The following is a 21,558-nucleotide window of genomic DNA, read 5'->3' as shown; positions in this document are numbered from 1 at the left end:
TCAACGCAATGCCTGAATCTGGTTGGACGAAGATGCCGACAAGCCGGCGAGCAGGCGATTCGCGCCCGCGCGGCTAGTAGGCGTCGATGATGACGAGTCAAGGAATGCGCCCTGACGCCCCGGCTGACCGGCTGTCGGCGCGGCCTGTGGCGCGACAGCGGGCGGAGGCGTGACGGGCGACGGCGCGGCACGCACCGCACCGTCAGGCGCGGGCAGTGCAGCGGTCGGAGGCGGCGGAGCGGGCGCCACGGGTGGAGGCGGAGGCGGCGCTGCACCCCTGGCCTCCGCCTGGCCCAGAAGCTCCTTCATCCGGCCAGGGAAGAAAAGCTGCTGAAGCTGGCCGCCGGCATCGACCACGACATGATCGCGCTCGATCGCCGAGATGGCGGCGAGGCCGCCCGCGCTGTCGCCAACCTTGAACGGCTTGGCGGGCTGTCCGCTGGCGGCGATGATCGCGGTCGAGACGCCGGGGCTCTCGCGATAGATGATCGCCTTGAGGATCAGCGGCAGGCTGGTCGGGCCGCCGGTCGCCCCACCCGCCCCCGGCGCGCCGAAGGGCGCGAGCTGGACGACGGGGGCGACATCGGTCGCGGCATGGACCTGCGGCGGCGGCGCGGCCGCGACATGCGCGCCGGGGCCGCCTGCAATGACCCGCCAGGTGAACGCGGCGAGCGCCAACGCGACCGAGATGGCGAGCAGGATCGCGACGATATCGACGATGCGGCCGGCGCGCGCGGGATCGATGCGGTCGAGGCGGATCATGAGTTCCTGTCCCCCCGATCGACGAAGCCGTGGAGCGTCGCCAGCACGGGCTTCTGCCCCGCGGCGCTGACGCTGACATCGACCGCGCGGACATCGGCGTCGCCCGTCGCGCGCTCATCCACCTTCACGTCCCAGTCGCGGTCCATCATTCTGATCGGGCCGGCGGCGGGGCGTCCGGGCAGCGAGAGCTGGGCAAGCCGTTCCTCCGCCACCCACTGCGCCACGGCGCGATCCTCGATCCCGCGCGTCGCATCGACATGGCCTTCGGTCGCGCGGATCAACCCCACGCTGGCAATGCCGAGCACGAGGAGCGCGACGAGCGTCTCGATGAGCGAGAAGCCGCGCTCGTTCATGTCTTCACCGGCCTGATCGGGCTCGCCTCGGCGGCGAACCCGTCGAACAGGACCTGCCAGTTCTGCCCGCCATGGCTGATCCGCGCGGCAAGCCCCTGGCCGGTGCCGTCGGCGGCAAGCGGAAGCGGCGATTTGGCGTCGATGGCGAAGCGGAAGCCGCTGGGCAGCATGTGGCGGCCGGCGAGGCTGTTACCTTCTTCGGGCACCCATTGGCGGCGGGCGGAATCCCATTCGAGGAAGCTATAGCTGCGATCGTCCCACGCCAGCATCAGCCGTTTGTCGGTGACCATGCCGATGTCGGCGGCAAGGCGGAGGCGCGCGGCGAAGCCCTTCGCCTCGGCCTGGACATTGACCCCGCGCCCCGCGCCGAAGCCGAGCACGGCGATGCCAGAGGCAATGCCGATGATCGCGAGGACCACCAGCATCTCGACCAATGTCAGACCTTTTTCCCCCGCCGCGACGCGCACCGGATCAGCCGCTCGTCTTGATATCGGCGTCGGTGCCCTCGCCGCCGGGCTTGCCGTCCTTGCCGAGCGTCATCAGATCGAAGCCCGCGCCGCCTTCGCCCGGGCTCCTGTAGAGATAGGCATGGCCCCAGGGATCGACCGGGACCTGTGCCAGATAGCCTTCGGCATTCCAGTTGGCCGGAGCGTCGGCGCCCTCGGGCTTCTTCGCCAGCGCGGACAGACCCTGCTGGGTTGTCGGGTAGCCGCCATTGTCGAGCCGGTACATTTTGAGCGCGGCCGAAATCGTCTTGAGATCGGTGTTGGCGACGGTGACGCGCGCCTGATCGGGGCGGCCGATGACGTTGGGGACGATCAGCGCGGCGACGAGCGCGATGATCGCCAGCACGACGATCATCTCGACCAGCGTCAGCCCGCGCTCATGCGCCGGGACCGTCATGGAAGGCGAGGATTCGTGCGGGTTTGACACCGAACTGTCACAAACAAAGTCTGGCAACACCGTCATGGCCTTCTGTATAGAGCCTCCAGATGCAAACGCTAGCGCGCCCGCTGCCGCCCGTCGCGGCCAAAACCTCCCCCAACGCCGGGACCGCTGCCGCCATCGTCGGCGGCGCATGGCGGCTGGGCGAGGACGGACTCGAGCCGGTAGAGGCGAATTATGTCGGTTCGGAGACAGTGCTCGTCCCGACCGAGCAGGTGCTGCTTGCCGTCGTCGCGCTGCCGCTGCCGACGCAGGCCAAGCGCCTTGCCGCCTTGCCCTTCGCGATCGAGGACCGGATCGCCGAGCCGATCGAGGCGGTGCATGTCGCGCTGGGCGCCAGGATGGACGGGCAGGACTGGCTGGCCGGCGTGGTGCGCCACGATGTGATGCGCGGCTGGCTGGCGCGGATCGAGGCGGCGGGGCTGGGCAATGCCGCGCTGGTGCCCGACGCGCTGACGCTGCCGGTGCCCGAGGCGGCAAGCTGGTCGGTTTCGCTGGACGGCGAACGCGCGCTGGTGCGCACGGCCGATGGCGGCGGCTTCGCGTTGCCGATCGTCGCGCTCGACGGCGCGTGGGAGGCGGCGGGCAGGCCGCAAATCTATAGCTATGGCGCGCCGCTGCCCGCTGCGTTCGACGCGGTCGATGCGACTCCCGAACGCGTCGCGCCCGCGCTCGACCTGCGGCAGGGCAGCTATGCCGCCGCGCGGTCGCCGCTGCCGCGTTGGACGAAGCGGCTGGCGATCATCGTCGGGATCGCGATCGCCGCGCATCTGCTGATCCTGATCGCCGACCTGATCGCGCTGAAGGTCACCGCGGACAGGCGCAAGGCCGAGACGGTGGCGCTGATCCAGCAAAAGGCGCCGGGCACGACGATCGGCGACGATGTGGTGGCGCAGGCGACCGCGCTGCTGCCGACCGGCGGCGGAAAGGCGCCGGGGCGCGTGCTGCCGCTGCTCGTCCGGCTGAGCAAGGCGATGGCGCCGCTCGCAAGCGCCGTGAAGGTCGAGGGCATGACGCTCGACGAAGCGGCGGGGACGGTGACGCTGCGCGTGGCGGTGAGCGACCCGGCCAAGGTGCAGGCGCTGAACGCCGCGATCACCGGCGCGGGGATGAAGATCACCCCCGGCGCGGTTTCGCCGCAGGGCGCCACGGTGGTGGTAAGCAACGGGGGCGGACAGTGAACGCTATTCTTCCCCAGCTGCAGGCCTGGTGGCAGGGGCTGAGCGCGCGCGAGCGCATCCTGATCGGCGCGCTGGGCGGGGTGCTGGCGATCGCCATACTGGTCAGCTTCGTGGCCAAGCCGCTGATCGCGGCGCACGCACAGGCGGTGAGCGATATCCGCACCTATTCGGCGCTGAACATGCGGCTGCGCGCGGCGGGGACGGACCCGGTGGTCAACGGCCCGGCGCAGCTTTCCGGCCCGCCCGCGACGATCGTGCAGAGCGCGGCGGGGCAGGCGGGCGTGGCGGTGATGCGATCCGAGCCTGACGGTGCGCGCACCCGCGCGATCGTCGAGAAGGCGCCTTTCCCGGCAGTGATGCAGTGGCTGTCGATCCTCGATGCGCAATCGGGGGTGACGATCGTCGAGACGCGGATCGAGAAGACCGACGCGCCGGGCATGGTCTCCGTGGCGTTGCTGTTCCAATGAGCGAGGCGATGCTCGACCTTGCCAGCCAGCCGCCGGCGGCGCTGCCCTATGGCTTTGCGCGGCGGCATGGCGTCAGCGTGCGGCTGACCGACACGGGTTACGAATGCGCGCATGTCGCGGCGACGCCGCTTGCCGCGCGGCTTGAGGTGCAGCGGCTGTTCGGCGCCGCGACACGCTTCGTCGAACTGCCCGACGCGGCCTTCGACCAGCGCCTGCGCGAACAATATCAGGAAAGCGCGAACAATGCGGCCGGCTTCGCGGCCGAGCTCGACACCGATCTCGCGGCGCTTGCCGACAGCGCGGCGGCAGTCGACGACCTGCTCGACCAGCGCGACGATTCGCCCGTCATCCGCCTGATCAACGCGCTGCTGCTGGAGGCGGTGAAGGAAGGCGCGTCGGACATCCATATCGAGACGCAGGAAAAGCGCGTGGTCGTGCGCTTCCGCGTCGACGGTGTGCTGCGCGACATGATCGAGCCCAAGCGCGCGCTGGCGCCTTTGCTCGTCAGCCGCATCAAGGTGATGGCGCGGCTGGACATCGCGGAAAAGCGCGTGCCGCAGGACGGGCGCGTGACGCTGCGCGTCGGCGGGCACGAGATTGACGTGCGCGTTTCGACCCTGCCCACCCAGCATGGCGAGCGCGTGGTGATGCGCCTGCTCGACCGCGACGCGGTGCGCCTCGACCTCGAGCATCTGGGGATGAGCGCGCGCGACAAGACGCTGTTCGCACGGCTGCTCGAACGGCCCAACGGCATCCTCCTCGTCACCGGGCCGACGGGTTCGGGCAAGACGACGACGCTCTATGCCGCGCTCAACCGGCTGAACGATCGCAAGCGCAGCATCATGACGGTCGAGGACCCGATCGAATATGAGCTGGCGGGAGTCAGCCAGACGCAGGTCAATCCGCGCACCGACATGACCTTCGCGCGCGGGCTGCGCGCCATATTGCGCCAGGATCCCGACGTGATCATGATCGGCGAGATCCGCGACCAGGAAACCGCCGAAACCGCCGTGCGATCGGCGATGACCGGGCATTTCGTGCTGTCGACGCTCCACACCAACAGCGCGGTCGGCAGCATCACGCGGCTGACCGACATGGGGGTGGAACGCTATCTGCTCGCCCCAATGGTCGTCGGGCTGATCGCGCAGCGGCTGGTGCGCAGGTTGTGCCCCGAATGCCGCGAGGCCGATGTCGCGCGCGACGCGGACGTGGCGCTGCTCGGCGGATCGCTGAAGCCCGGCGAGGCGCTGTGGCGCGCCAGGGGATGCCCCGCCTGCCACAATGAAGGCTATCGCGGGCGCACCGCCATCTACGAGATCGTCGAGGTCGACAGCGCGGTGGAAATGCTGATCCATGACGGCGCGGCCGAGGCCGAGCTGACGCGATCGGCGCGACGCCTGTCGCCCAGCCTGCTCGACGACGGCATCGCCAAGCTGCGCGAGGGGATGACCTCGGTCGAGGAAGTCGCGCGCGTCGTGCGCGACGACGGCTGATGCGCGCTTCGCTTCACCATCCGCTCGGGCCGAGCTTGTCGAGGCCGTTCTTCGTCCTCGACGCCGCCGGCAAGGGAAGGGCTTCGACAAGCTCAGCCCGAACGGGGAAATAGCTTTGCCGGCATTTCTCTATCGGGCCGTCGATGCGGCAGGCGCGCAAACCAAGGGCGTGATCGAGGCGGCGAGCGAGCTGGGCGCGCGGCGAGCGCTGCGCGAACGCGCGCTGCTGCCCGTGTCGATCGAGCCGACGCGCGACAAGGGCGAGACGCCGGGGCTGGGTTTCCTGTCGCGACGGCGCGTGGGGCCGCGCGCGCTCGCCACTTTCACGCGCCAGTTGTCGACGCTGATCGGCAGCGGCGTCAGGATCGAGGAAGCGCTGAACCTCGTCGCCAGACAGGCCGAGACCACGGCGGTGAGCAGCCTGCTGGTCAATGTGCGCGGCGCGATCCTCGACGGACGGACCTTCGCCAGCGCGCTCGGAGACCACCCCGGCGCCTTCCCCGAATATTATCGCGCCTCGATCGCCGCAGGCGAGCAATCGGGCAAGCTGGACGACGTGCTGGCGCACCTTGCCGACTTCGTCGAGCGCCGCCACCGCACGCAGCAGAAAGTGCAGCTCGCGCTGCTCTATCCCGCGCTGCTGGCGACCGTCGCGATCGGCATGGTCACGCTGCTGCTCATCTACGTCGTGCCCGATATCGTGCGGGTCTTCGTTTCGCGCGGGGCCGAGCTACCCTTGCTCACCCGGCTGCTGATCGCCCTGTCCTCGGGGTTGCAAAACTACGGGCTGATCCTCGTCGCGGTGCTGGTGATCGGCGGATTCCTGTGGGCACGCTGGCTGCGCGTGCCCGACAACCGGCTGCGCTTCCACCGCTTCCTCGCGACAAGGCGGCCTTTCGCGCGCTTCAGCCGGCAGATGAACGCCGCACGCTTCGCGGGGACGCTGGCGACGCTGGTGCAAAGCGCGGTGCCGCTGGTCGAGGCGCTGGCCGCCGCCGCCGCCGTCACGCCCAATCGCCATATCCGCGCACAGGCGCTGGCCGTTGCCGAACGGGTGAAGGAAGGATCGAGCCTGTCGTCGGCGATGCGCGAGGCCGAGGCCTTTCCCGCGATGCTGATCGCGATCGTCGCGAGCGGCGAGAATAGCGGCCAGCTGGGCGATGCGCTGGGCCGCGCGGGCGCCGAGCTGGAGCGCGAGCTGGATGCGCTGGTGACGACTCTGGTCGCGCTCGTCGAACCGGCCGTGTTGTTGCTGATGGGCGGGATGGTGCTGCTGATGGTGCTGGCGATCCTGCTGCCGATCATCGGCCTCAACGATCTGGTCGCGAGCTAGAAGCGCGTGTCGACGGCAAGCCCGCCTGCCGGCACCGCGAAGGGGAAGGCCGCCGCCCCTTCCTGCGTGATCCGGATGCCGATCGCGCCGTCGCGGCCGAGATCGAAGGTGGCGAGCGGCACGCGGCGCTGGCCCTGCCGGGCAATCTGGGCGCGCCTATCCCCTGCGCTTTCGAGCACCAGCGGCGGGACGGACGTGGTCGCGCCGGGGGCCGAGCGCAGCGCGCAATTGCCCGCGTCGCCAAGGATTCGGCCGTCGACATGCTGATCGCCGCCGCCCAGCTTCACGCGCCGGAGATCGACCTGCAGCGGCATGTCGCAGGCGAAGGGCAGGCGCGGGAACAGCGCGGCGGCGAGCGACGCACCCGTCGCGCCGCCGACGTCGGCAAGCGTGATCGAGCGCGGGCCGAGCAGCGCCTTGCCCCGCAATTCGCCGCGATCCGAGCGGACGGTGAAATCGCCCGCGAAACCGAAGCCGATCAGCGAGCGCAGCGGCGCCCAGCGCCAGCCGAGCGTCGCGCCGCCGGCCAGAGCGGCCTCGCCATGCCAGATCGTTCCCGCGACATCGGCAATGTTGGTGCCTTCGCCATGCGCCACTATAAGGCGCGCGGGAAGATAGACGACGAGCCCGGCCAGATAGGCCGCGCCCGCAATCGCCAGCAGCCGCGCGGGGCGGCCGACCAATGAACGGAGCCATGATGAATCGACGGCATGTTCTGCGGCTGGCGGGTTCGGGCCTGATGCTGACGACGGCATATGCTGTTCCCCTCGGCCAAGCACTGGCCGCCCCGAAGCCTAAGCCGCGCAAGGTGCTGGCCGGCCTGCTCTTGCCGCTAAGCGGGCCGAACGCAAGCCTTGCCCGGCTGATCGAGCGCGCGGCGACGCTGGCCCCGCCCCCCGCCCCCAAGGCCGAGGCGATTCTGAGCTTCGACACCGGCGGGACGCCCGAGGGCGCTGCCGCAGCAACCGCGGCGGCGATCAAGGCAGGGGCGGGGATCATCCTCGGCCCGCTGAACGCCGCCGAGGTGCGACCCGTTGTCGCAGCGGCGGGCGCGCTGCCTGTGCTGAGCTTCAGCAACGATCCCGCCCTGCTCGATTCGGGGGCCTTCATGTTGGGCGTCACACCGGCGCAGTCGGTAGGCGCGATCCTGAGCTATGCGCGCGGGCGCGGGGTACGGATGATCGGCGTCGTGGTGGAGGATGACAATTGGGGCAAGGCTGCGCTGGCGGCCGCGCAGCGCGCGGCGCCCGTGGCCGGCGTGACGATCGCGCCCGTCGTCAGTGCGGGCACGCTCGACGCACAGGCGCTGATCGCGGCGTTGCGGCAGGGCGGCGACCTGCCCGATGCGGTGCTGATCCCCGCGGGCGGCGCGCGGATGGCGGCGCTGGCCAAGCTGCTCCACGCGGCCGGAGCGCAGATATTGGCGACGATGCAGACGGTGGCGGGAAATGCCGCCGAGAATGATGCGTTCAACGGCGCCTGGCTCGCCGGCTTCGATCCCGACGCCTATGGCGATTTCGTGCGGAGTTATCAGGCGAAACATGGGGGCGAACCGGGGGCAATCGCCGCGCTGGGCTATGACGCGGCGACGATCGCGCGGACGCTGCTGCGCGGCGGCGCGCTGTCGCGGCAGGGGTTGCTCGCCGCGTCGTTCAAGGGCGTTTCGGGCGACCTGCAGTTCCGCAGCGACGGCAGCTGCCTGCGCGGCATGGCGATCCTTGAGGCCGATGTGAGCGGCAACCGGCTGATCGGCCACGGCAGCGCGGGATGAGCTTCACCCCGCGCGCGGGCGAGCGCGGCTTCACGCTGATCGAGATGATCGTCTCATTGGCGCTGTTTGCGCTGATCTCGCTCGCCGGCGTCGCGCTGGTGCGGACGGTGATGGACGCGCAGGAACGCACGGGCGGGCGGATCGAGCGGCTGGCCGACCTGCAGCGCGCGATGTTCCTGATCAAATCCGACCTCGAGCAATTTGGCGGCGACGTGACGCTGGCCGGAAACAGCCTGAGCTTCATCCGCCACAGCATGACCGCGATCGGCAACCAGCCGATCAGCTATTCGCTCGCCAACGGCATGATGCGCCGGTCGGTGGGCACAGGGCTGGGCACGGCGCGCGACCAGCGGATGTTGACCGGCGTTTCGGGGCTGACCATCCGCGCGATGAACGCCGAGGGGCAGTGGCAGGACCGCTGGCCGGCGAGCGACGGGCAGAAGGGCGAATGGCCGCGCGCGATATCGGTCGAGATCGCGCTTGCCCCCGGTCCGCGCCAGCGCGGCGGCAGCATACGCCGCGTCGTCCCCCTCCCGGCGCACCCATGACCAGGCACCGTGCCCCCCCCGCGCACGAGCAGGGTATGATCCTGATCAACGTGCTGCTGATCATCGCGCTGGCGGCGAGCGTCGTCGTCCTCATGGTCTCGTCGCGCGACGCCGGGATCGACCGGACGCTGATGATGCGCGAGGCGGCACGCGCGCAGGCCGTGGCGCTGGGCGGCGAGGCATCGGCGGTGGCGGCGCTGCGCCGCGACATGATCGAGGCGCCCGAAAGCGATCATATGCGCGAGGCGTGGACTTCGGTGATTCAGCCCGACGCCGCGATCGAGGGCGGTCGCTTCAGCCTCGCGGTCGTCGACGCGCAGGCCAAGTTCAACATCAACATGCTGGTGACGGGCGATCCCGGCGCGCGCGCACTGCTGGCCAAGATCCTGACCAGCTTCCGCTATCCGCCCGAATATGGGCCGTTGCTGCTCGATGCGCTGCGCGCGAGCGGACGGATTGCGAGCCTCCAGCAGCTGGCGCTGGGCGGGGTCGACGCGGAGACGATCGCGCGGCTCGGCACGATCGCCGACGCGCTGCCGATCGATACGGCGATCAACCTCAACACCGTCGGCCAGCCGCTGCTCGCCATGCTGCTCGACGACGCGACCAAGGCGCAGATGCTGATCCGCCAGCGCGATGCGGTGGGTTATCTCACCGCGCGCGACTTCGCCATGGCAGGCGCGTCGGTGCCGCCGGGAACGGGCTTCACCTCCAGCCTCTTCTACGTCGTCACACGCGTGCATATCGGCACGACGACGCAGGTGCTGACCTCGCTCGTCCACCGCCGCACCGACCCCGAAGGCAATCCGCACGCCGAGGTGATCGCGCGCTGGTGGGGCGAGACGCCGGTTTGACGCATGCCAGAGCGCGGCCCCCGGTCAAGCTAACTATAGTTTAATTTCCCAAACGGCCCGGGCACGCCATATGCTTGTGTGGGGCGCATCGAGCGAGAGACGAGCCGTGACTGCCCAACCCCATATTAACGCGATCAGCGCGATCGTACCCGAGCATGATATCCATGCGGCCTTTGTCGGTTGGGCCGCACCGCGCATCGCCGACGACCGCGAACGCAAGCTGTTCGATCGCATGGCCGCGCGATCGGGCATCGCGCATCGCTGGTCGGTGCTGCCGCCAACCGCGAGCGGCGGATCCCCCGTCGATCGTGATGGATTCTATGCCGTCGATCCGCTGCCGCCGACATCGGCGCGGATGGCGCTTTACGCCGAGCACGCCCCGGCGCTGGCGCTGCGCGCGATCGCGGGGCTGGATCGCGACCTGAGCGGCGTCACCCATCTCGTCGTCGCGAGCTGCACCGGCTTCGTCGCGCCGGGAATCGACCAGATGATCGCGGCGCGGCTGGGCCTTTCCCCGCAGGTCGAACGGCTGCTGATTGGTTTCATGGGCTGTTATGCCGCGGTCACCGCGCTCAGAAGCGCGCGGCACATCGTGCGTTCGGACCCCGCCGCGCGCGTGCTGGTCGTCACCGTCGAGCTGTCGACGCTGCACCTGGCCGACGAGGACCGGATCGAGCCGCTGCTTGCGATGCTCCAGTTCGGCGACGGGGCCGCAGCCGCGCTGGTCAGCGCCGCCGAGGAAGGTTTCGCGATCGAGGCGCCCTTTGCGACGACCCTGCCCGATTCGCAGGGATTGATCCGCTGGACGGTGGGCGACCAGGGCTTCGCCATGCATCTGTCGGGCGAAGTGCCGGGGCGGATCGCCGAAGCGCTGGCCGACCCGGCATTGGTCGCGACGATCATGGGCGACGCGCCCGCCGACAGCTGGGCCGTCCATGCCGGCGGCCGATCGATCCTCGACGCGGTCGAGCATGGCCTTGGGCTGGGGCAGGGCGCGCTAGCCGATTCGCGCGGCGTGCTGAGCGACGCGGGCAATATGTCGTCGGCGACGTTGATGTTCGTGCTGGCGCGCCAGATGGGCCGCGCCGTCTCGAACGGCGTCGCGCTCGCCTTCGGCCCCGGCCTTGCGGCCGAGGGCTTTCGCTACCGGACGGCATGACCATGGAGCTGGCGCACCGCGCGATCGCCGAGGAAGCGATGGACGCGCCGGGGCTGGACCCGGCGGTCTATGCGGCAGTGCTTGCCCATCTCGCGCGCGTGAATGTCGTGACCATGGCGGCGCGGCCGACGACCGGCTTCCTCGCGCGATCGGGAGCGCGGCGTTTCCGCCTGCTCGACGTCGGGTTCGGTGAAGGCGACATGCTGCGCCGGATCGCGCGCTGGGCGCGGCGGCGCGGCATCGACGCCGAGCTGGTCGGCGTCGACCTCAATCCCAAGAGCGAGGCGGCGGCGCGCGCCGCCACGCCGGCTGACATGCCGATCCGCTATGTGACCGGCGACTATGCCGATCTGGCGCACGAGCATTGGGATTTCGTGGTCAGCAGCCTCGTCGCGCACCATATGACGCACGCACAGCTGGTCGATTTCCTGCGCTTCATGGAAACGCACGCCGAAACGGGCTGGCTGGTCAACGACCTGCACCGCCATGCCTTCGCCTATCATGGTTTCGGGCTGCTTGCCGCCACGATGCGCTGGCACCCGATCGTCCGCGCCGATGGGCAGCTATCGGTGGCAAGGTCCTACCGCCCCGGCGAATGGCCTCCGATCCTGGCCGAGGCCGGGATCGAGGGCGCGCGCGTGAGGCGCGTCTTCCCCTTCCGGCTATGCGTCGAACGGCTGCGCTGATCGTCGGCGGCGGGCCGGCCGGCGCGGCGGCCGCGATCATGCTGGCGCGGGGCGGCGAACGACCGCTGATCGTCGAGCGCACGCTGACGACGCCCGACATGCTGTGCGGCGGCTTCATGAGCTGGCACACGCTGAAGACGCTGGAGCGGATCGGCATCGATAGCGAAGCGTTGGGCGGCGCACCCATCCACCGGCTGCGCCTGTTCGCCGGCGGCCGGATGGGCGAAGCCCCGCTGCCTGCCCCCGCCATCGGCCTGTCGCGCCGCAGACTGGACAGCGCGCTCGTCGCCCTCGCGCGGCGGCAGGGCGCGGCGATCGAGCGCGGCGTCGGCGCAAGGCGAGCGGACGGGCTGCTGGTGACGACCGACGACGGCGGCGAAATCGCCCCGCAAGCGCTGTTCCTCGCGACCGGCAAGCATGACTTGCGCGGACTGGGAAGGCCGCATGACGAAGCCGACCCAATGCTGGGGCTGCGCATCCACCTTCCCGCGCATCAAGCGCTGGCGCGGCTGACGAACGAGGCGATCGAGTTGCATCTGTTCGATCGCGGTTATGCCGGGCTGCAATTGCAGGAGGACGGGCGCGCCAATCTCTGCCTGGCGGTGCGCAAGTCGCGTCTGACGGAAGCTGGCGGCCGGCCGGCGGCGCTGATCGCGGCGATCGGCGCAGAATGTCCGGCGCTGGGCGAACGGCTCGCCTTTCTCGACGCAGGAGCCGTTTGGCAGGCGGTGGGTGCGATGCCCTATGGCTGGCGCGCCGATACGGTACGCGCGGGATTGTTCCGGCTGGGGGATCAGGCTGGCGTCATAGCGTCGCTGGCCGGTGAAGGCGTTGGCATCGCGCTGGCAAGCGGCATGATGGCGGCGAGGGCGTTCCTGCGCGACGGCGCGGCGGCGTCGGGCACCTATCAGGCGGATTTCCGGCGACGGCTCATGCGGCCTGTCGGCATTGCCAGCCTCGTCCACGATCTCGCCTCACGCCCCGCCATCGCGCCGTGGATGGCGCGCGCCGTGGGTATCGCGCCGCCGCTTGCATCAATTGTTGCGCGGGCGACGCGAATCCGCATTCCGGCCCATTGAAGCCGCACCGGCGATCCCCACATTCGCGCCATGGACAAGATGGATCTTCCCGAAGGCGAATGGCGCAAGCGCCTGAGCGCCGAGCAATATCATGTGCTGCGCGAGGGCGGAACCGAACGCGCCTTCACCGGCATCTACAACGACAACAAGGCGCCCGGCGTCTATCGCTGCGCCGGGTGCGGCGCCGAGTTGTTCCGCAGCGAGGAAAAATATGACAGCGGCTCGGGCTGGCCGAGCTTCATCGCGCCGGCGAGCACCGATGCGGTCACCGAGCATGTCGACAACAGCCACGGCATGCGCCGCGTCGAGGTGCGCTGCGCGCGCTGCGACGGGCATCTGGGGCATGTCTTCCCCGACGGCCCGGGCGAGAATGGCCTGCGCTATTGCATGAACAGCGCCTCGCTGGACTTCGCGGGCAAGAAGGACTGACGATTTTCGACGGGAGCGCGGGCGGTTCCGCGCTCCCCGCTTGTCGCCTTAACCAAAGCCCGGTAGATCGCGGTCACACATGGCCGCCGCAAAATCAGCCTCGAAGCGATCCCCCTTCTGGGGCTTCATCCTCACCATGACGAAGATCGGGATCGGCGTGCTCGTGCTCGCCGTGATCGGGCTGTTCGCCGCCGTCTATATCCAGGCCTCGTCGCTGCCGAGCTATGACGAGCTGAAATCGTCGCCCAACGGCCAGATGATCCGCGTGCATGCCGCCGACGGATCAGTGCTCGTCTCGCTGGGGCCGAGCTATGGCGCGTGGATTCCCTATAAGGACATCCCGCAGGTGATGAAGGACGCCATGGTCTCGGTCGAGGACCGGCGTTTCTGGAGCCATCCGGGCGTCGACCCGATCGGCATATTGCGCGGCATCCGGGTGAGCTTCAGCCGCGACGACAAGGTGCGCGGCGTCTCCACCATCACCCAGCAGCTGGCGCGCAACATCTTCCTGAGCAGCAGCCGATCCTATTCGCGCAAGGTGCGCGAGGGGATGCTGGCGCTGGCGCTGGAATGGAAGTTCAGCAAGCAGGACGTGCTCGAACTTTATCTGAACCGCGTCTATTTCGGTGGCGGCGCCTACGGCATCGACGCGGCGTCGCGCCGCTTCTTCGGCCATCCGGCGACGACGCTGAGCCTGCCCGAGGCGGCGATCATCGCTGGGCTGGTCAAGGCGCCGTCCAACTATTCGCCGACCGCCGACGCGCAGGCCGCGATCGACCGGTCGCGCGTCGTGCTCGACCTGATGCGCGAGCAGGGCAAGATCAGCCAGACGCAGCTCGACGCCGCGAGCGCCGGGCCGGTCAAGCTAGCGCCCGAGCCCAAGCAGAACAGCGTCCGCTACTTCACCGACTGGGCGCTGCCCCAGCTCGACACGCTGATCGACGAGACCAGCCAGCCGATCGACGTGTGGACCACGCTGGACCCCGCGTTGCAGAAGGCCGCCGACGCCGCGATCCAGGGCTATACGCCCAAGGGCGCACAGGGTGCGCTCGTCTCGCTCGATCGCGACGGCGCGGTGCGCGCGATGATCGGCGGCACCGATTATGTGACCTCGATCTACAACCGCGCGACGCAGGCGACGCGCCAGTCGGGCTCGGCATTCAAGCTGTTCGTCTATCTCGCGGCGCTCGAGGCGGGCTACACGCCCGACGACATGGTGGTCGACGAGCCGGTGACGATCGACGGCTGGAGCCCGCGCAACAGCTCGCGCCGCTTCTCGGGCCAGATCTCGCTGCGCACCGCGTTCGCCTATTCGATCAACACCATCGCCGCGAAGATCGGCCAGGATGTCGGTACGACGACGATCGCCGACATGGCGCGCCGTTTCGGCATATCGACCAAGATCTTCACCGATCCGTCGATGGTGCTGGGCACGTCCGACGTGCGGCTGATCGACATGACGCGAGCCTTCGCCTCGGTCGCCGCCAAGGGCGTCGCCGTGGTGCCTTACGGCATCACCAAGGTGACGACGGCGAACGGCCAGATCCTCTATGAGCACAAGACCGACAGCTCGCGCGTGCTCGTCGCCCCCGGCGTCGCTGCGCAGATGACGGACCTGCTCCAGACCGCCGTCAACACCGGCACGGGGCGCGCCGCGCAGATCGGCCGCCCGGTCGCGGGCAAGACGGGCACGACGACATCGAGCAAGGACGGCTGGTTCCTCGGCTTCTCGAGCGGAATCACCACCGGCGTGTGGATGGGCAAGGACGACGCCAAGCCGATTCCGGGCCTACAGGGCGGCCGATCGCCGGCGGAAGCCTTTGCGGCCTATATGAAGGTGGCCGTCGCCAACCGCCCGGTCGAGCAGTTCGACACCAAGGTGACGCTGCCCGAATGGGAATTGGAGCCCGACGAGGAAGCCTATTATGGCGATCCCAACGGCAACCAGGCTGCGCCGGCCGCCGACCCCGGCCGCTTCGTCGACGCTGACGGCAACCCGATCGACCGCGGTGACGAGCAGGATCAGCCGCGCGACGTCGAGGCGCCGCGCCGGCTGGATCAGGACTGGATCGACGAGGTGACCGGGCGCAGCCGCAAGCCCGCACCTGCGCCGACCGCGACGCCGCGCCCGGTGGCGCCGCGGGATTGATCTACACCCCGTCATTGCGAGCGTAGCGAAGCAATCCAGAAAATGCCGGGCTCCGGCTGGATTGCTTGGCTACGCTCGCAATGACGGTGAGTTCAGTCTTGCCGACCGATCCAGTGAAGGGCCGCCCCATTCGTGCGCAGCCAGTTGCGTGCGGGCGCGGGGCTTTCGCCGAACAGTTGTGCGACCAGCCGGTGGAAGGCCGGGCTGTGATCCATGTGCACACGGTGCGCGACTTCGTGCGCGACGGTGGCGCGCCGAACGTGCGACGGCGCGAGGATGAGCCGCCAGCTGTAGCGGATCGCGCCGGTCGAAGCGCAGCTTCCCCAGCGCGAGCGCGGGTCACCCACCGCCACGCTCGATACGCTGACGCCGGCGCGTGCGGCGTAGAAGTCGGTTTCCTCCGACAATGTGGCAAGTGCCTCGCGCTTCAGCCAGCGCACGACGCGCGCGCCGACGCTTTCGACGGGGCCGCCGAGGATCAGCCTATCGCCTTCGCGCCGCACGGTGCGGGGGCGATCGGCGGCCCAATCGACGAACAGCTTCGTATCGCCGAACGGCACCGAAGCGCCGGGAAGGATCGGACGTGCCTGCGGGAGCCGGGCGAGCTGCGCCTCGATCCAGCCACGATGCTGCTCGGCCCAGGCCAAAGCCTCGGCCAGTTTGGCGCGCTGCGGGATGGTGAGGCGGACTTCGCCCGAGCGCGGATCGACCGCGAGGCGCAGCCGGCGCGCGCGCGGCGCGCGTACGACCGCCAGCGGCCGGGCATCCGCGCCGAACCTCGGCGGCTCAACCTTCGCGGTCGAGGATATGGTCTTCCAGATCAACGACATCGGTTTCGGAGACGGTCCAGCCGCGCGTCGACATGCCGGCGCGGTGGACGGATTCGGGATCGCCGCTGACCAGCGGATGCCAGCCGGGCAAGGGCTGGCCATAGGCGCGCAGGCGATAGGCGCAGGTTTCCGGCAGCCAATCGAGCGTGCGTGCCAGTCTGGGCGTCAGGCGCACGCAATCGGGCACATAGGCGCGGCGATGGCGATAATCGGTGCAGCGGCCATTGTGGCGATCGAGCAATTTGCAGGCGACGTTCGTGGGATGGAGATCGCCCGTCTCCTCATCCTCCAGCTTGTGGACGCAGCATTTGCCGCAGCCGTCGCACAGCGCTTCCCACTGTGCGCGGTCGAGCGCCTCGAGCGGCCGATCTTCCCAGAACCGCTCCATCAATGCGCCCAGCGGCGCAGTTCGCCCGCGATCGTCTGCGGATCGGCGTCCTGCGAGATGAGCGCGATCGGCTCGCCCTTCGGCCCGAACAGATAGGCGGCGCGGCTATGATCCATCAGATAGCCCGACGCGCCGGGCGTCTGCTGCTTCGCGTAATAGACCGAATATTCCTTGGCGACCGCCGCGATCTCCTGCGGCGTGCCGGTGAGGCCGATCAACCGGGGGTTGAAGGCGGACACCCATTGCTTGAGCACATCAGGCGTGTCGCGTTCCGGATCGACGGTGATGAAGATCGGCTGGATCGCCGCGGCGAGATTGGGATCGCTTTTCTGGAGCAGCGCATAGCCCGCCATCAGCTTCTGCATGTCGACCGGGCAGATATCAGGGCAGAAAGTATAGCCGAAATAGATCAGCCGATACTTACCCGCGAAATCGGCATCGCTGACGCGCTTGCCGTCCTGATCGACCAGCGTGAAGGGGCCGCCGAGCTTCGCGCCCTTGAGCGGTGAACGCGACGAAACGCCGCCCTGGCCGCAGGCGGCAAGCATGGTGAGAACGGCAAGGGGCGCAGCTGCGCGGAAAAATCTGTTCATCCTGGTCAAAGCCATGCTTTGCTATCGGGCGGGTTGCAAGCTAGGGCAGCATATATGGCACGCGTATCGATCGGACGAGTCCGGATGGCGATGATCGCCGCCGGCCTTGCGGCAGTCACCGCCCCGGCCTCGGCGCCGGCGCAGTTCACCCAGAGCTACACTTTCCTGAAGGCCGTGCGCGACCGCGACGGCAACAAGATGGAAGACACGCTCCACAAGGGCGGTCCCAACATGATCGACACGCGCGATGCCGACACCGGCGAGTCGGCGGTGCAGATCGTGACGCGGCGGCGCGACGCCACCTGGCTGCAATATATGCTCCAGAAGGGAGCCAACCCCAACGCGCGCGACAATGCCGGCAACACCGCGCTGATCTATGCGGCGCAGGTGGGGTTCGAGGACGGCGTTCGCCTGCTGATCATGGCGCATGCGCAAGTCGATCTCACCAACCGCTCGGGCGAGACGGCGCTGATCAAGGCCGTGCAGAGTGGTGACCTGCAATGCGTGCGCCTGTTGCTTGCCGCCGGCGCGAATCCGAAAAAGGCCGACACGATCGCGGGCATGACCGCGCGCGACTATGCGGCGCGCGACCCGCGGCTGGCGGTGATCCTGAAAGAAATCGATTCGGCGAAGCCCGTCGCCGCCGAGCGGCCGGTGGCTGGCCCAAAATAATGCCGGCCCCGTTCGATGATGCTGCGTAAGGGCCAATAACGGCATGTTTCGGGTGGATTATGATGCGCGGCTCAACCTGCTGCGCATCCATGTGAAAGGCTTCTGGAAACCCGAGGACGTTCCCCCGCTCGCAGCGGCGATCGGCGCGAAGGTGCAGGAGATCCGCGCGACCCGCGACGATTTCGACGCGATCGTCGAATCGTTTGAATTTCCCGTACAGGCCAATGACGTGGCCGATTCGCTCGCCAGCATCATGGCGGCGGGGATGACGCTCACCAGCGTCGCGCGGCAGTGGTGGTCGGCAGCTACCTCAACCGGCTGCAGGTCGAGCGCACATTGGCGCATCCCCGGCTGCGCCCCTTCCAGTCGATGGAGGCCGCACTGGCCTGGCTGGGCAAGGATTAACCGAGCGTCGCGCACTCCGGATCGACGAGATCGAGCAGTCGACGCGCCGAGCGCCGGGCGAAGCGCAGCGTCTCCGCCTTGCGGCGCGCGGGCGGCATCGGCCGGAGCGGCGCTTCGCGCGCGATCGCCGCATCATAGCGATCGGCCACGATCAGCCCGCTGATATCGGGGCCGAGAGCCTCGCCATCGAAGGGCGAGAGATCGAATCCGGCAGGCACTGCCCAGAAGAAGCGATCGCAATAATCGAGATAGTCGCCCCACTTGCCGTCGCCGAGCAGATCGGCGCGCGACACCTTGATCTCGACGATCACGATCGCGCCGCGCGAATCGATGGCCATCAGATCGGCGCGGCGGCCATTGCCGAGGGGCACTTCACAGATCGCGACGAGATCGTGCCGGAGTAGCAGGCGCGAAACGCCGCGCACGACATCGAGCGCGATCATGGGAGATTCGGATTCGCTCGCCCCGAACGGCGGAAGGGGGGATGTCGCCATCCCCCCTTCATAGAACATCTAGAGAACATCAGGAAGAGGAATTGCAACTTCGCTCCGTCATTGCGAGCGCAGCGAAGCAATCCAGACGATGTCTAACGCTTGACTGGATTGCTTCGCTGCGCTCGCAATGACGGAACAAGTCGCGACGATCAGCGATAGAAGATGTGGTTGCCCAACTGTGCGACGCGCGTCTTGCCCCAATTGGGCGACACGCGGCGGGCGTGGAAATAAAGCGCTTCCGAAGCGCGGCTTTCCCACTGGTCCTTCATCGCGATCTCGGCGACGGCGACGGCATGTTCCCAGTCGCGGCTGCCGGTGCGGATCGGCGGGAAGCCGCCGCGACGCACGAAGGAGAACTGGCCGGGCTGAAACACGACCGAGCAGATCGAGCCGGGGAAACGGCCCGATTCGGCGCGGTTGATGATCACCTCGGCAACCGCCAGCTGGCCTTCGAGCGGCTCGCTCTTGGATTCGAAATAGACCGCACCGGCGAGGCAGTGGAGATCGCGGTCGATATGCGCCGGCATCTCATGCGCCGAGACGAGCTCGGTAAGCGAGCGCGGCGCCTCATCCGTGTCATCGGACTGGGCGGCGGGGGTGGACGGCGTTTTCTGGACGACTTCGCGACGCGGCGCGAAGATGGTCGAACGATCCTGAAGCGCGGAGGGCTCAACCGACAGGAGGGGAGCCGTTGCGCCGTGCGTCGAATCGATCGTCGCAATCTCCCCGCTCAACGCCAGCGAGGGATCGGTCGCCACGATGGTGGCGAAAGCACAAAAGGCCACAGCCGCGAAACTCGCGGCGCGCATTGCAAAAGACATTCACTCAGCAAATAATGCGGTGGTTCGATCAAACTCAGGACGCCCACAAACTCTGGCGTCCCTGATCTTGCCCCCGACTGCGTTGTCACCCGCTGCGCTCAAGCGCACGCAATGACCCGACGCGTGGACATGTAAGCGCCCCTTTCGGGATCGGGGCACGTCAAGTCAACCTTTAGGTAATTGTTTCAGCGGCGAACCGTTCTGCCTCTGCGATATCCAGTTCGATCAACCACATATCGGGGTCGCGCGACCGGCGCCGCTCAATATATTGTGATCTTTCCTCTATATTCTCAAAATCTTGAGGGCCACAGCGCGCCCATCCATACCGGCCGTCGAGGCCCAGAATCCGCTCCAGAAGGGGTCCGGCCTGTCCCCTTTCGGCACATTCAACCAATATTGCGCCTGCCCCGTCATCACCGCGGGCGAGGACCATTGCGTGGCCCCCGGCGGCGTTTGCGGCGCGAATCAGCGAATCGACGAGCATCCGGCTGGTCAGCCGCGCGGTCATGCCCTCGTCCGGTATCCCGGCAGCCCGGCAAGCGCGAATTTGGAGCGCATGAAGGTGCCCGTACCGCGCGCCGCTTCCTCACCGTCCGCATCGATCAGCCGCGCATCGGCGACGAAGACGCGGCGGTGGCCGCTGATCCAGCGCCCCTCGGCGATCACCGGCCCGTCCTTGAGCGGGCGCGTGAAGAGCAGGTTGAAGGCGGTGGTCAGCAGATAGCGATCGGTGACGAGGCTGTTCACGGCGTAGAAAGCCGCATCGTCGAGCATCTTGAAATAGATGGTGCCGTGCGCGGCGCCGGCGGCATGGCTGACGCGCGAGTCGATGTTGAAATGGATGCGCGCGACCCCGGCGGAGACGATTTCGAGCCGCGATTCGAACAGCTTGTTGATCGGCGCCGCCACATAAAGCGATTCAAGCGCGCGGAAATGGGCCTGCTCGCCGGTCGGCGACAGGCCCGTTTCCGCCTCAGGCGGCATCGCGCGTTTCCTGCGCGGCGAAGAGCGCATAGAGCGCATCGTTGGACCCTGCGCCGCGCAGCTTGGCGACGAAGGCCTGATCGCGCAGCCAGCGGCTGACCTGGGCCAGCGCCTTCAGATGATCGGCCCCGGCCTCGGCAGGCGACAGCAGCATGAACACGAGATCGACGGGCAGATCGTCGATCGCCTGATAGTCGATCGGCTTTTCGAGGCGGAAGAAGGCGCCGACGACATGCGCCAGCCCATCGATCTTGCCGTGCGGAATGGCGATACCGTTGCCGAATCCGGTCGAGCCCAGTCGCTCACGCTCGCTCACCCGATCGATGACCACGCGCGGCTCGATTCCGGCAAGCGGCCCAACGACGGCGCCGAGCTGCTGGAACAGCGCCTTCTTGTTGGTGACCGCGACGTCCGCGAGGACCGCGCCGGGTTGAAGAAGATGCGAGAAATCGATCATGAGCATTCCGAATGGCAGGCCGCCGCCCCTTCAGGAGGAGCGGCGTCCCAATTCGCTTCGGCTGAAAGGACTATTTGGCGTCCGGGTCAAGCCGCGCGTTGCGGTTCGACCCAACCGATCGTCCCGTCGCCGCGCCGATAGACCATATTATAGGTGCCCGTGCCGCTATTGCGGAACAGCAGCGCGTTGGTGTTGCGCAGATCGAGCATCATCACCGCGTCGGAGACCGTCGCCTCGGGCACGTCGACGCGTGTTTCGGCGATGATCAGCGGATTATCGGTGGGTTCCTGATCCTCGGTCGATTCCTCGAACACGGTATAGCCCGCCTCGCCGTCGGGAAGCTCGGGCGCCTGGGCGCTGTTCCGGTCCTTCAATCGTCGGGTGTAGCGGCGGAGCTGCTTCTCGATCTTGTCGGCAGCCCCGTCGAACGCGGGATGGGCTTCATTGCCCTCGGCGCTGCCTTTCAGGATCACGCCCTGATTGACGTGGGCGACGATGTCGCAGCGGAAGCGATAATCGTGCGGCCCCTTGCCGAACGTGACCTGGGCGGAAAGCGCGCGCGAGAAATATTTGTCGGCCAGGCCTTGAAGACGCTCCTCGACATGATCGCGAAGCGCTTCGCCGGTATCGACCTGATGTCCCGAAACGCGGATTTCCATACCGTCCTCCTTCAAACCGGGGGCGGCCACTATGCGCCCCCTACAG

The 21,558-nt window shown here is 68.3% G+C and carries 27 protein-coding genes; 13 read left to right on the top strand and 14 right to left on the bottom strand.

What is annotated here, in order from left to right; translation table 11 throughout:
• Genes AC3WT0_RS06760 through gspG form a run of 4 tightly spaced genes read right to left on the bottom strand, consistent with a single transcriptional unit; the run spans position 1 to position 2,018 of the window.
• The gene (locus AC3WT0_RS06760) at positions 1–762 is read right to left on the bottom strand and encodes a type II secretion system protein N (RefSeq protein ID WP_492752431.1); all 762 of its coding nucleotides are present in this window, start codon (positions 760–762) and stop codon (positions 1–3) included.
• Positions 759–1,115 carry a type II secretion system minor pseudopilin GspI gene (gene gspI / locus AC3WT0_RS06755; RefSeq protein ID WP_492752428.1) on the bottom strand — a complete coding sequence of 119 codons (357 nt, stop codon included), beginning with the start codon at positions 1,113–1,115 and terminating at the stop codon, positions 759–761. The genes AC3WT0_RS06760 and gspI overlap by 4 nt, the downstream gene beginning before the upstream one ends.
• Entirely contained in the window at positions 1,112–1,582 is a 471-nt protein-coding gene (locus tag AC3WT0_RS06750) for a prepilin-type N-terminal cleavage/methylation domain-containing protein (protein ID WP_492752425.1), read from the bottom strand. Before AC3WT0_RS06750 ends, gspI begins: the two co-directional genes overlap by 4 nt.
• 4 nt (positions 1,583–1,586) lie before the next feature.
• Positions 1,587–2,018, bottom strand: coding sequence for a type II secretion system major pseudopilin GspG (gene gspG, locus AC3WT0_RS06745; protein WP_492752421.1), 432 nt, complete (start codon positions 2,016–2,018; stop codon positions 1,587–1,589).
• A gap of 89 nt (positions 2,019–2,107) precedes the next feature.
• Here gspG and gspL point away from each other — a divergent pair, with 89 nt between their 5' ends.
• From gspL to gspF, 4 genes are all read left to right on the top strand, one after another.
• A complete protein-coding gene (gene gspL, locus AC3WT0_RS06740) occupies positions 2,108–3,241 on the top strand; it encodes a type II secretion system protein GspL (protein ID WP_492752419.1) in 1,134 nt (377 codons plus the stop codon).
• Entirely contained in the window at positions 3,238–3,708 is a 471-nt protein-coding gene (locus tag AC3WT0_RS06735; RefSeq protein WP_492752418.1) for a type II secretion system protein M, read from the top strand. Before gspL ends, AC3WT0_RS06735 begins: the two co-directional genes overlap by 4 nt.
• Positions 3,705–5,201: a type II secretion system ATPase GspE gene (gene gspE / locus AC3WT0_RS06730; RefSeq protein WP_492752417.1), complete on the top strand. Its 1,497-nt coding sequence runs from the start codon at positions 3,705–3,707 to the stop codon at positions 5,199–5,201. Before AC3WT0_RS06735 ends, gspE begins: the two co-directional genes overlap by 4 nt.
• A gap of 115 nt (positions 5,202–5,316) precedes the next feature.
• Positions 5,317–6,534, top strand: coding sequence for a type II secretion system inner membrane protein GspF (gene gspF / locus AC3WT0_RS06725; RefSeq protein WP_492752415.1), 1,218 nt, complete (start codon positions 5,317–5,319; stop codon positions 6,532–6,534).
• Here the strand turns inward: gspF and AC3WT0_RS06720 are convergent.
• The gene (locus AC3WT0_RS06720) at positions 6,531–7,217 is read right to left on the bottom strand and encodes a hypothetical protein (protein ID WP_492752414.1); all 687 of its coding nucleotides are present in this window, start codon (positions 7,215–7,217) and stop codon (positions 6,531–6,533) included. The two genes, gspF and AC3WT0_RS06720, sit on opposite strands and share 4 nt — an antisense overlap.
• Before the next feature lie 14 nt (positions 7,218–7,231).
• Here AC3WT0_RS06720 and AC3WT0_RS06715 point away from each other — a divergent pair, with 14 nt between their 5' ends.
• The 8 genes from AC3WT0_RS06715 to AC3WT0_RS06680 all read left to right on the top strand — a co-directional run bounded on the left by AC3WT0_RS06715 (position 7,232) and on the right by AC3WT0_RS06680 (position 15,209).
• Positions 7,232–8,305, top strand: coding sequence for an ABC transporter substrate-binding protein (locus AC3WT0_RS06715; protein ID WP_492752412.1), 1,074 nt, complete (start codon positions 7,232–7,234; stop codon positions 8,303–8,305).
• Positions 8,302–8,853 (top strand): type II secretion system protein GspJ, encoded by a 552-nt coding sequence (locus AC3WT0_RS06710; RefSeq protein WP_492752410.1) that lies wholly within the window; start codon positions 8,302–8,304, stop codon positions 8,851–8,853. Before AC3WT0_RS06715 ends, AC3WT0_RS06710 begins: the two co-directional genes overlap by 4 nt.
• A gap of 35 nt (positions 8,854–8,888) precedes the next feature.
• On the top strand, positions 8,889–9,707 hold the full coding sequence (locus AC3WT0_RS06705; protein ID WP_492752408.1) for a type II secretion system minor pseudopilin: 819 nt from the start codon (positions 8,889–8,891) through the stop codon (positions 9,705–9,707).
• A 70-nt stretch (positions 9,708–9,777) separates the two neighbouring features.
• Complete coding sequence (locus AC3WT0_RS06700; protein WP_492752405.1) at positions 9,778–10,866, top strand: type III polyketide synthase; 1,089 nt, start codon at positions 9,778–9,780, stop codon at positions 10,864–10,866.
• A gap of 2 nt (positions 10,867–10,868) precedes the next feature.
• Positions 10,869–11,552: a methyltransferase domain-containing protein gene (locus AC3WT0_RS06695; protein WP_492752563.1), complete on the top strand. Its 684-nt coding sequence runs from the start codon at positions 10,869–10,871 to the stop codon at positions 11,550–11,552.
• A complete protein-coding gene (locus AC3WT0_RS06690; protein ID WP_492752403.1) occupies positions 11,531–12,631 on the top strand; it encodes an NAD(P)/FAD-dependent oxidoreductase in 1,101 nt (366 codons plus the stop codon). Before AC3WT0_RS06695 ends, AC3WT0_RS06690 begins: the two co-directional genes overlap by 22 nt.
• A gap of 30 nt (positions 12,632–12,661) precedes the next feature.
• The gene (gene msrB, locus AC3WT0_RS06685) at positions 12,662–13,060 is read left to right on the top strand and encodes a peptide-methionine (R)-S-oxide reductase MsrB (protein ID WP_492752401.1); all 399 of its coding nucleotides are present in this window, start codon (positions 12,662–12,664) and stop codon (positions 13,058–13,060) included.
• Between the two features lie 79 nt (positions 13,061–13,139).
• Positions 13,140–15,209: a transglycosylase domain-containing protein gene (locus tag AC3WT0_RS06680; RefSeq protein WP_492752400.1), complete on the top strand. Its 2,070-nt coding sequence runs from the start codon at positions 13,140–13,142 to the stop codon at positions 15,207–15,209.
• 92 nt (positions 15,210–15,301) lie between these two features.
• On the opposite strand, the gene AC3WT0_RS06675 is transcribed toward AC3WT0_RS06680, so the two are convergent.
• Genes AC3WT0_RS06675 through AC3WT0_RS06665 form a run of 3 tightly spaced genes read right to left on the bottom strand, consistent with a single transcriptional unit; the run spans position 15,302 to position 17,020 of the window.
• On the bottom strand, positions 15,302–16,039 hold the full coding sequence (locus AC3WT0_RS06675; protein WP_492752397.1) for a M48 family metallopeptidase: 738 nt from the start codon (positions 16,037–16,039) through the stop codon (positions 15,302–15,304).
• Positions 15,996–16,427: a YcgN family cysteine cluster protein gene (locus AC3WT0_RS06670; RefSeq protein ID WP_492752394.1), complete on the bottom strand. Its 432-nt coding sequence runs from the start codon at positions 16,425–16,427 to the stop codon at positions 15,996–15,998. The genes AC3WT0_RS06675 and AC3WT0_RS06670 overlap by 44 nt, the downstream gene beginning before the upstream one ends.
• Positions 16,427–17,020 carry an SCO family protein gene (locus AC3WT0_RS06665; protein WP_492752392.1) on the bottom strand — a complete coding sequence of 198 codons (594 nt, stop codon included), beginning with the start codon at positions 17,018–17,020 and terminating at the stop codon, positions 16,427–16,429. The genes AC3WT0_RS06670 and AC3WT0_RS06665 overlap by 1 nt, the downstream gene beginning before the upstream one ends.
• Positions 17,021–17,104: 84 nt before the next feature.
• On the opposite strand from AC3WT0_RS06665, the gene AC3WT0_RS06660 reads away from it, so the two are divergent.
• Positions 17,105–17,692: an ankyrin repeat domain-containing protein gene (locus tag AC3WT0_RS06660; RefSeq protein ID WP_492752391.1), complete on the top strand. Its 588-nt coding sequence runs from the start codon at positions 17,105–17,107 to the stop codon at positions 17,690–17,692.
• Positions 17,693–18,093: 401 nt separating this feature from the next.
• On the opposite strand, the gene AC3WT0_RS06655 is transcribed toward AC3WT0_RS06660, so the two are convergent.
• From AC3WT0_RS06655 to hpf, 6 genes are all read right to left on the bottom strand, one after another.
• Complete coding sequence (locus tag AC3WT0_RS06655) at positions 18,094–18,540, bottom strand: MmcB family DNA repair protein (RefSeq protein WP_492752390.1); 447 nt, start codon at positions 18,538–18,540, stop codon at positions 18,094–18,096.
• A 200-nt stretch (positions 18,541–18,740) separates the two neighbouring features.
• Positions 18,741–19,412, bottom strand: a complete 672-nt coding sequence (locus tag AC3WT0_RS06650; protein WP_492752389.1) for a cell wall hydrolase — start codon at positions 19,410–19,412, stop codon at positions 18,741–18,743.
• 172 nt (positions 19,413–19,584) lie between these two features.
• Positions 19,585–19,920 (bottom strand): DUF1491 family protein, encoded by a 336-nt coding sequence (locus tag AC3WT0_RS06645; protein ID WP_492752388.1) that lies wholly within the window; start codon positions 19,918–19,920, stop codon positions 19,585–19,587.
• The gene (locus AC3WT0_RS06640; protein ID WP_492752387.1) at positions 19,917–20,396 is read right to left on the bottom strand and encodes a PaaI family thioesterase; all 480 of its coding nucleotides are present in this window, start codon (positions 20,394–20,396) and stop codon (positions 19,917–19,919) included. Before AC3WT0_RS06640 ends, AC3WT0_RS06645 begins: the two co-directional genes overlap by 4 nt.
• Positions 20,386–20,853, bottom strand: coding sequence for a PTS sugar transporter subunit IIA (locus tag AC3WT0_RS06635; protein WP_492752386.1), 468 nt, complete (start codon positions 20,851–20,853; stop codon positions 20,386–20,388). The genes AC3WT0_RS06640 and AC3WT0_RS06635 overlap by 11 nt, the downstream gene beginning before the upstream one ends.
• A gap of 86 nt (positions 20,854–20,939) precedes the next feature.
• Positions 20,940–21,512 carry a ribosome hibernation-promoting factor, HPF/YfiA family gene (gene hpf, locus AC3WT0_RS06630; protein WP_492752384.1) on the bottom strand — a complete coding sequence of 191 codons (573 nt, stop codon included), beginning with the start codon at positions 21,510–21,512 and terminating at the stop codon, positions 20,940–20,942.
• Positions 21,513–21,558 lie beyond the last annotated feature (46 nt).

This window comes from Sphingomonas sp. EU05-FHT14C10 (assembly GCF_058790595.1).
This window is presented reverse-complemented; position numbering and strand designations above follow the sequence as displayed.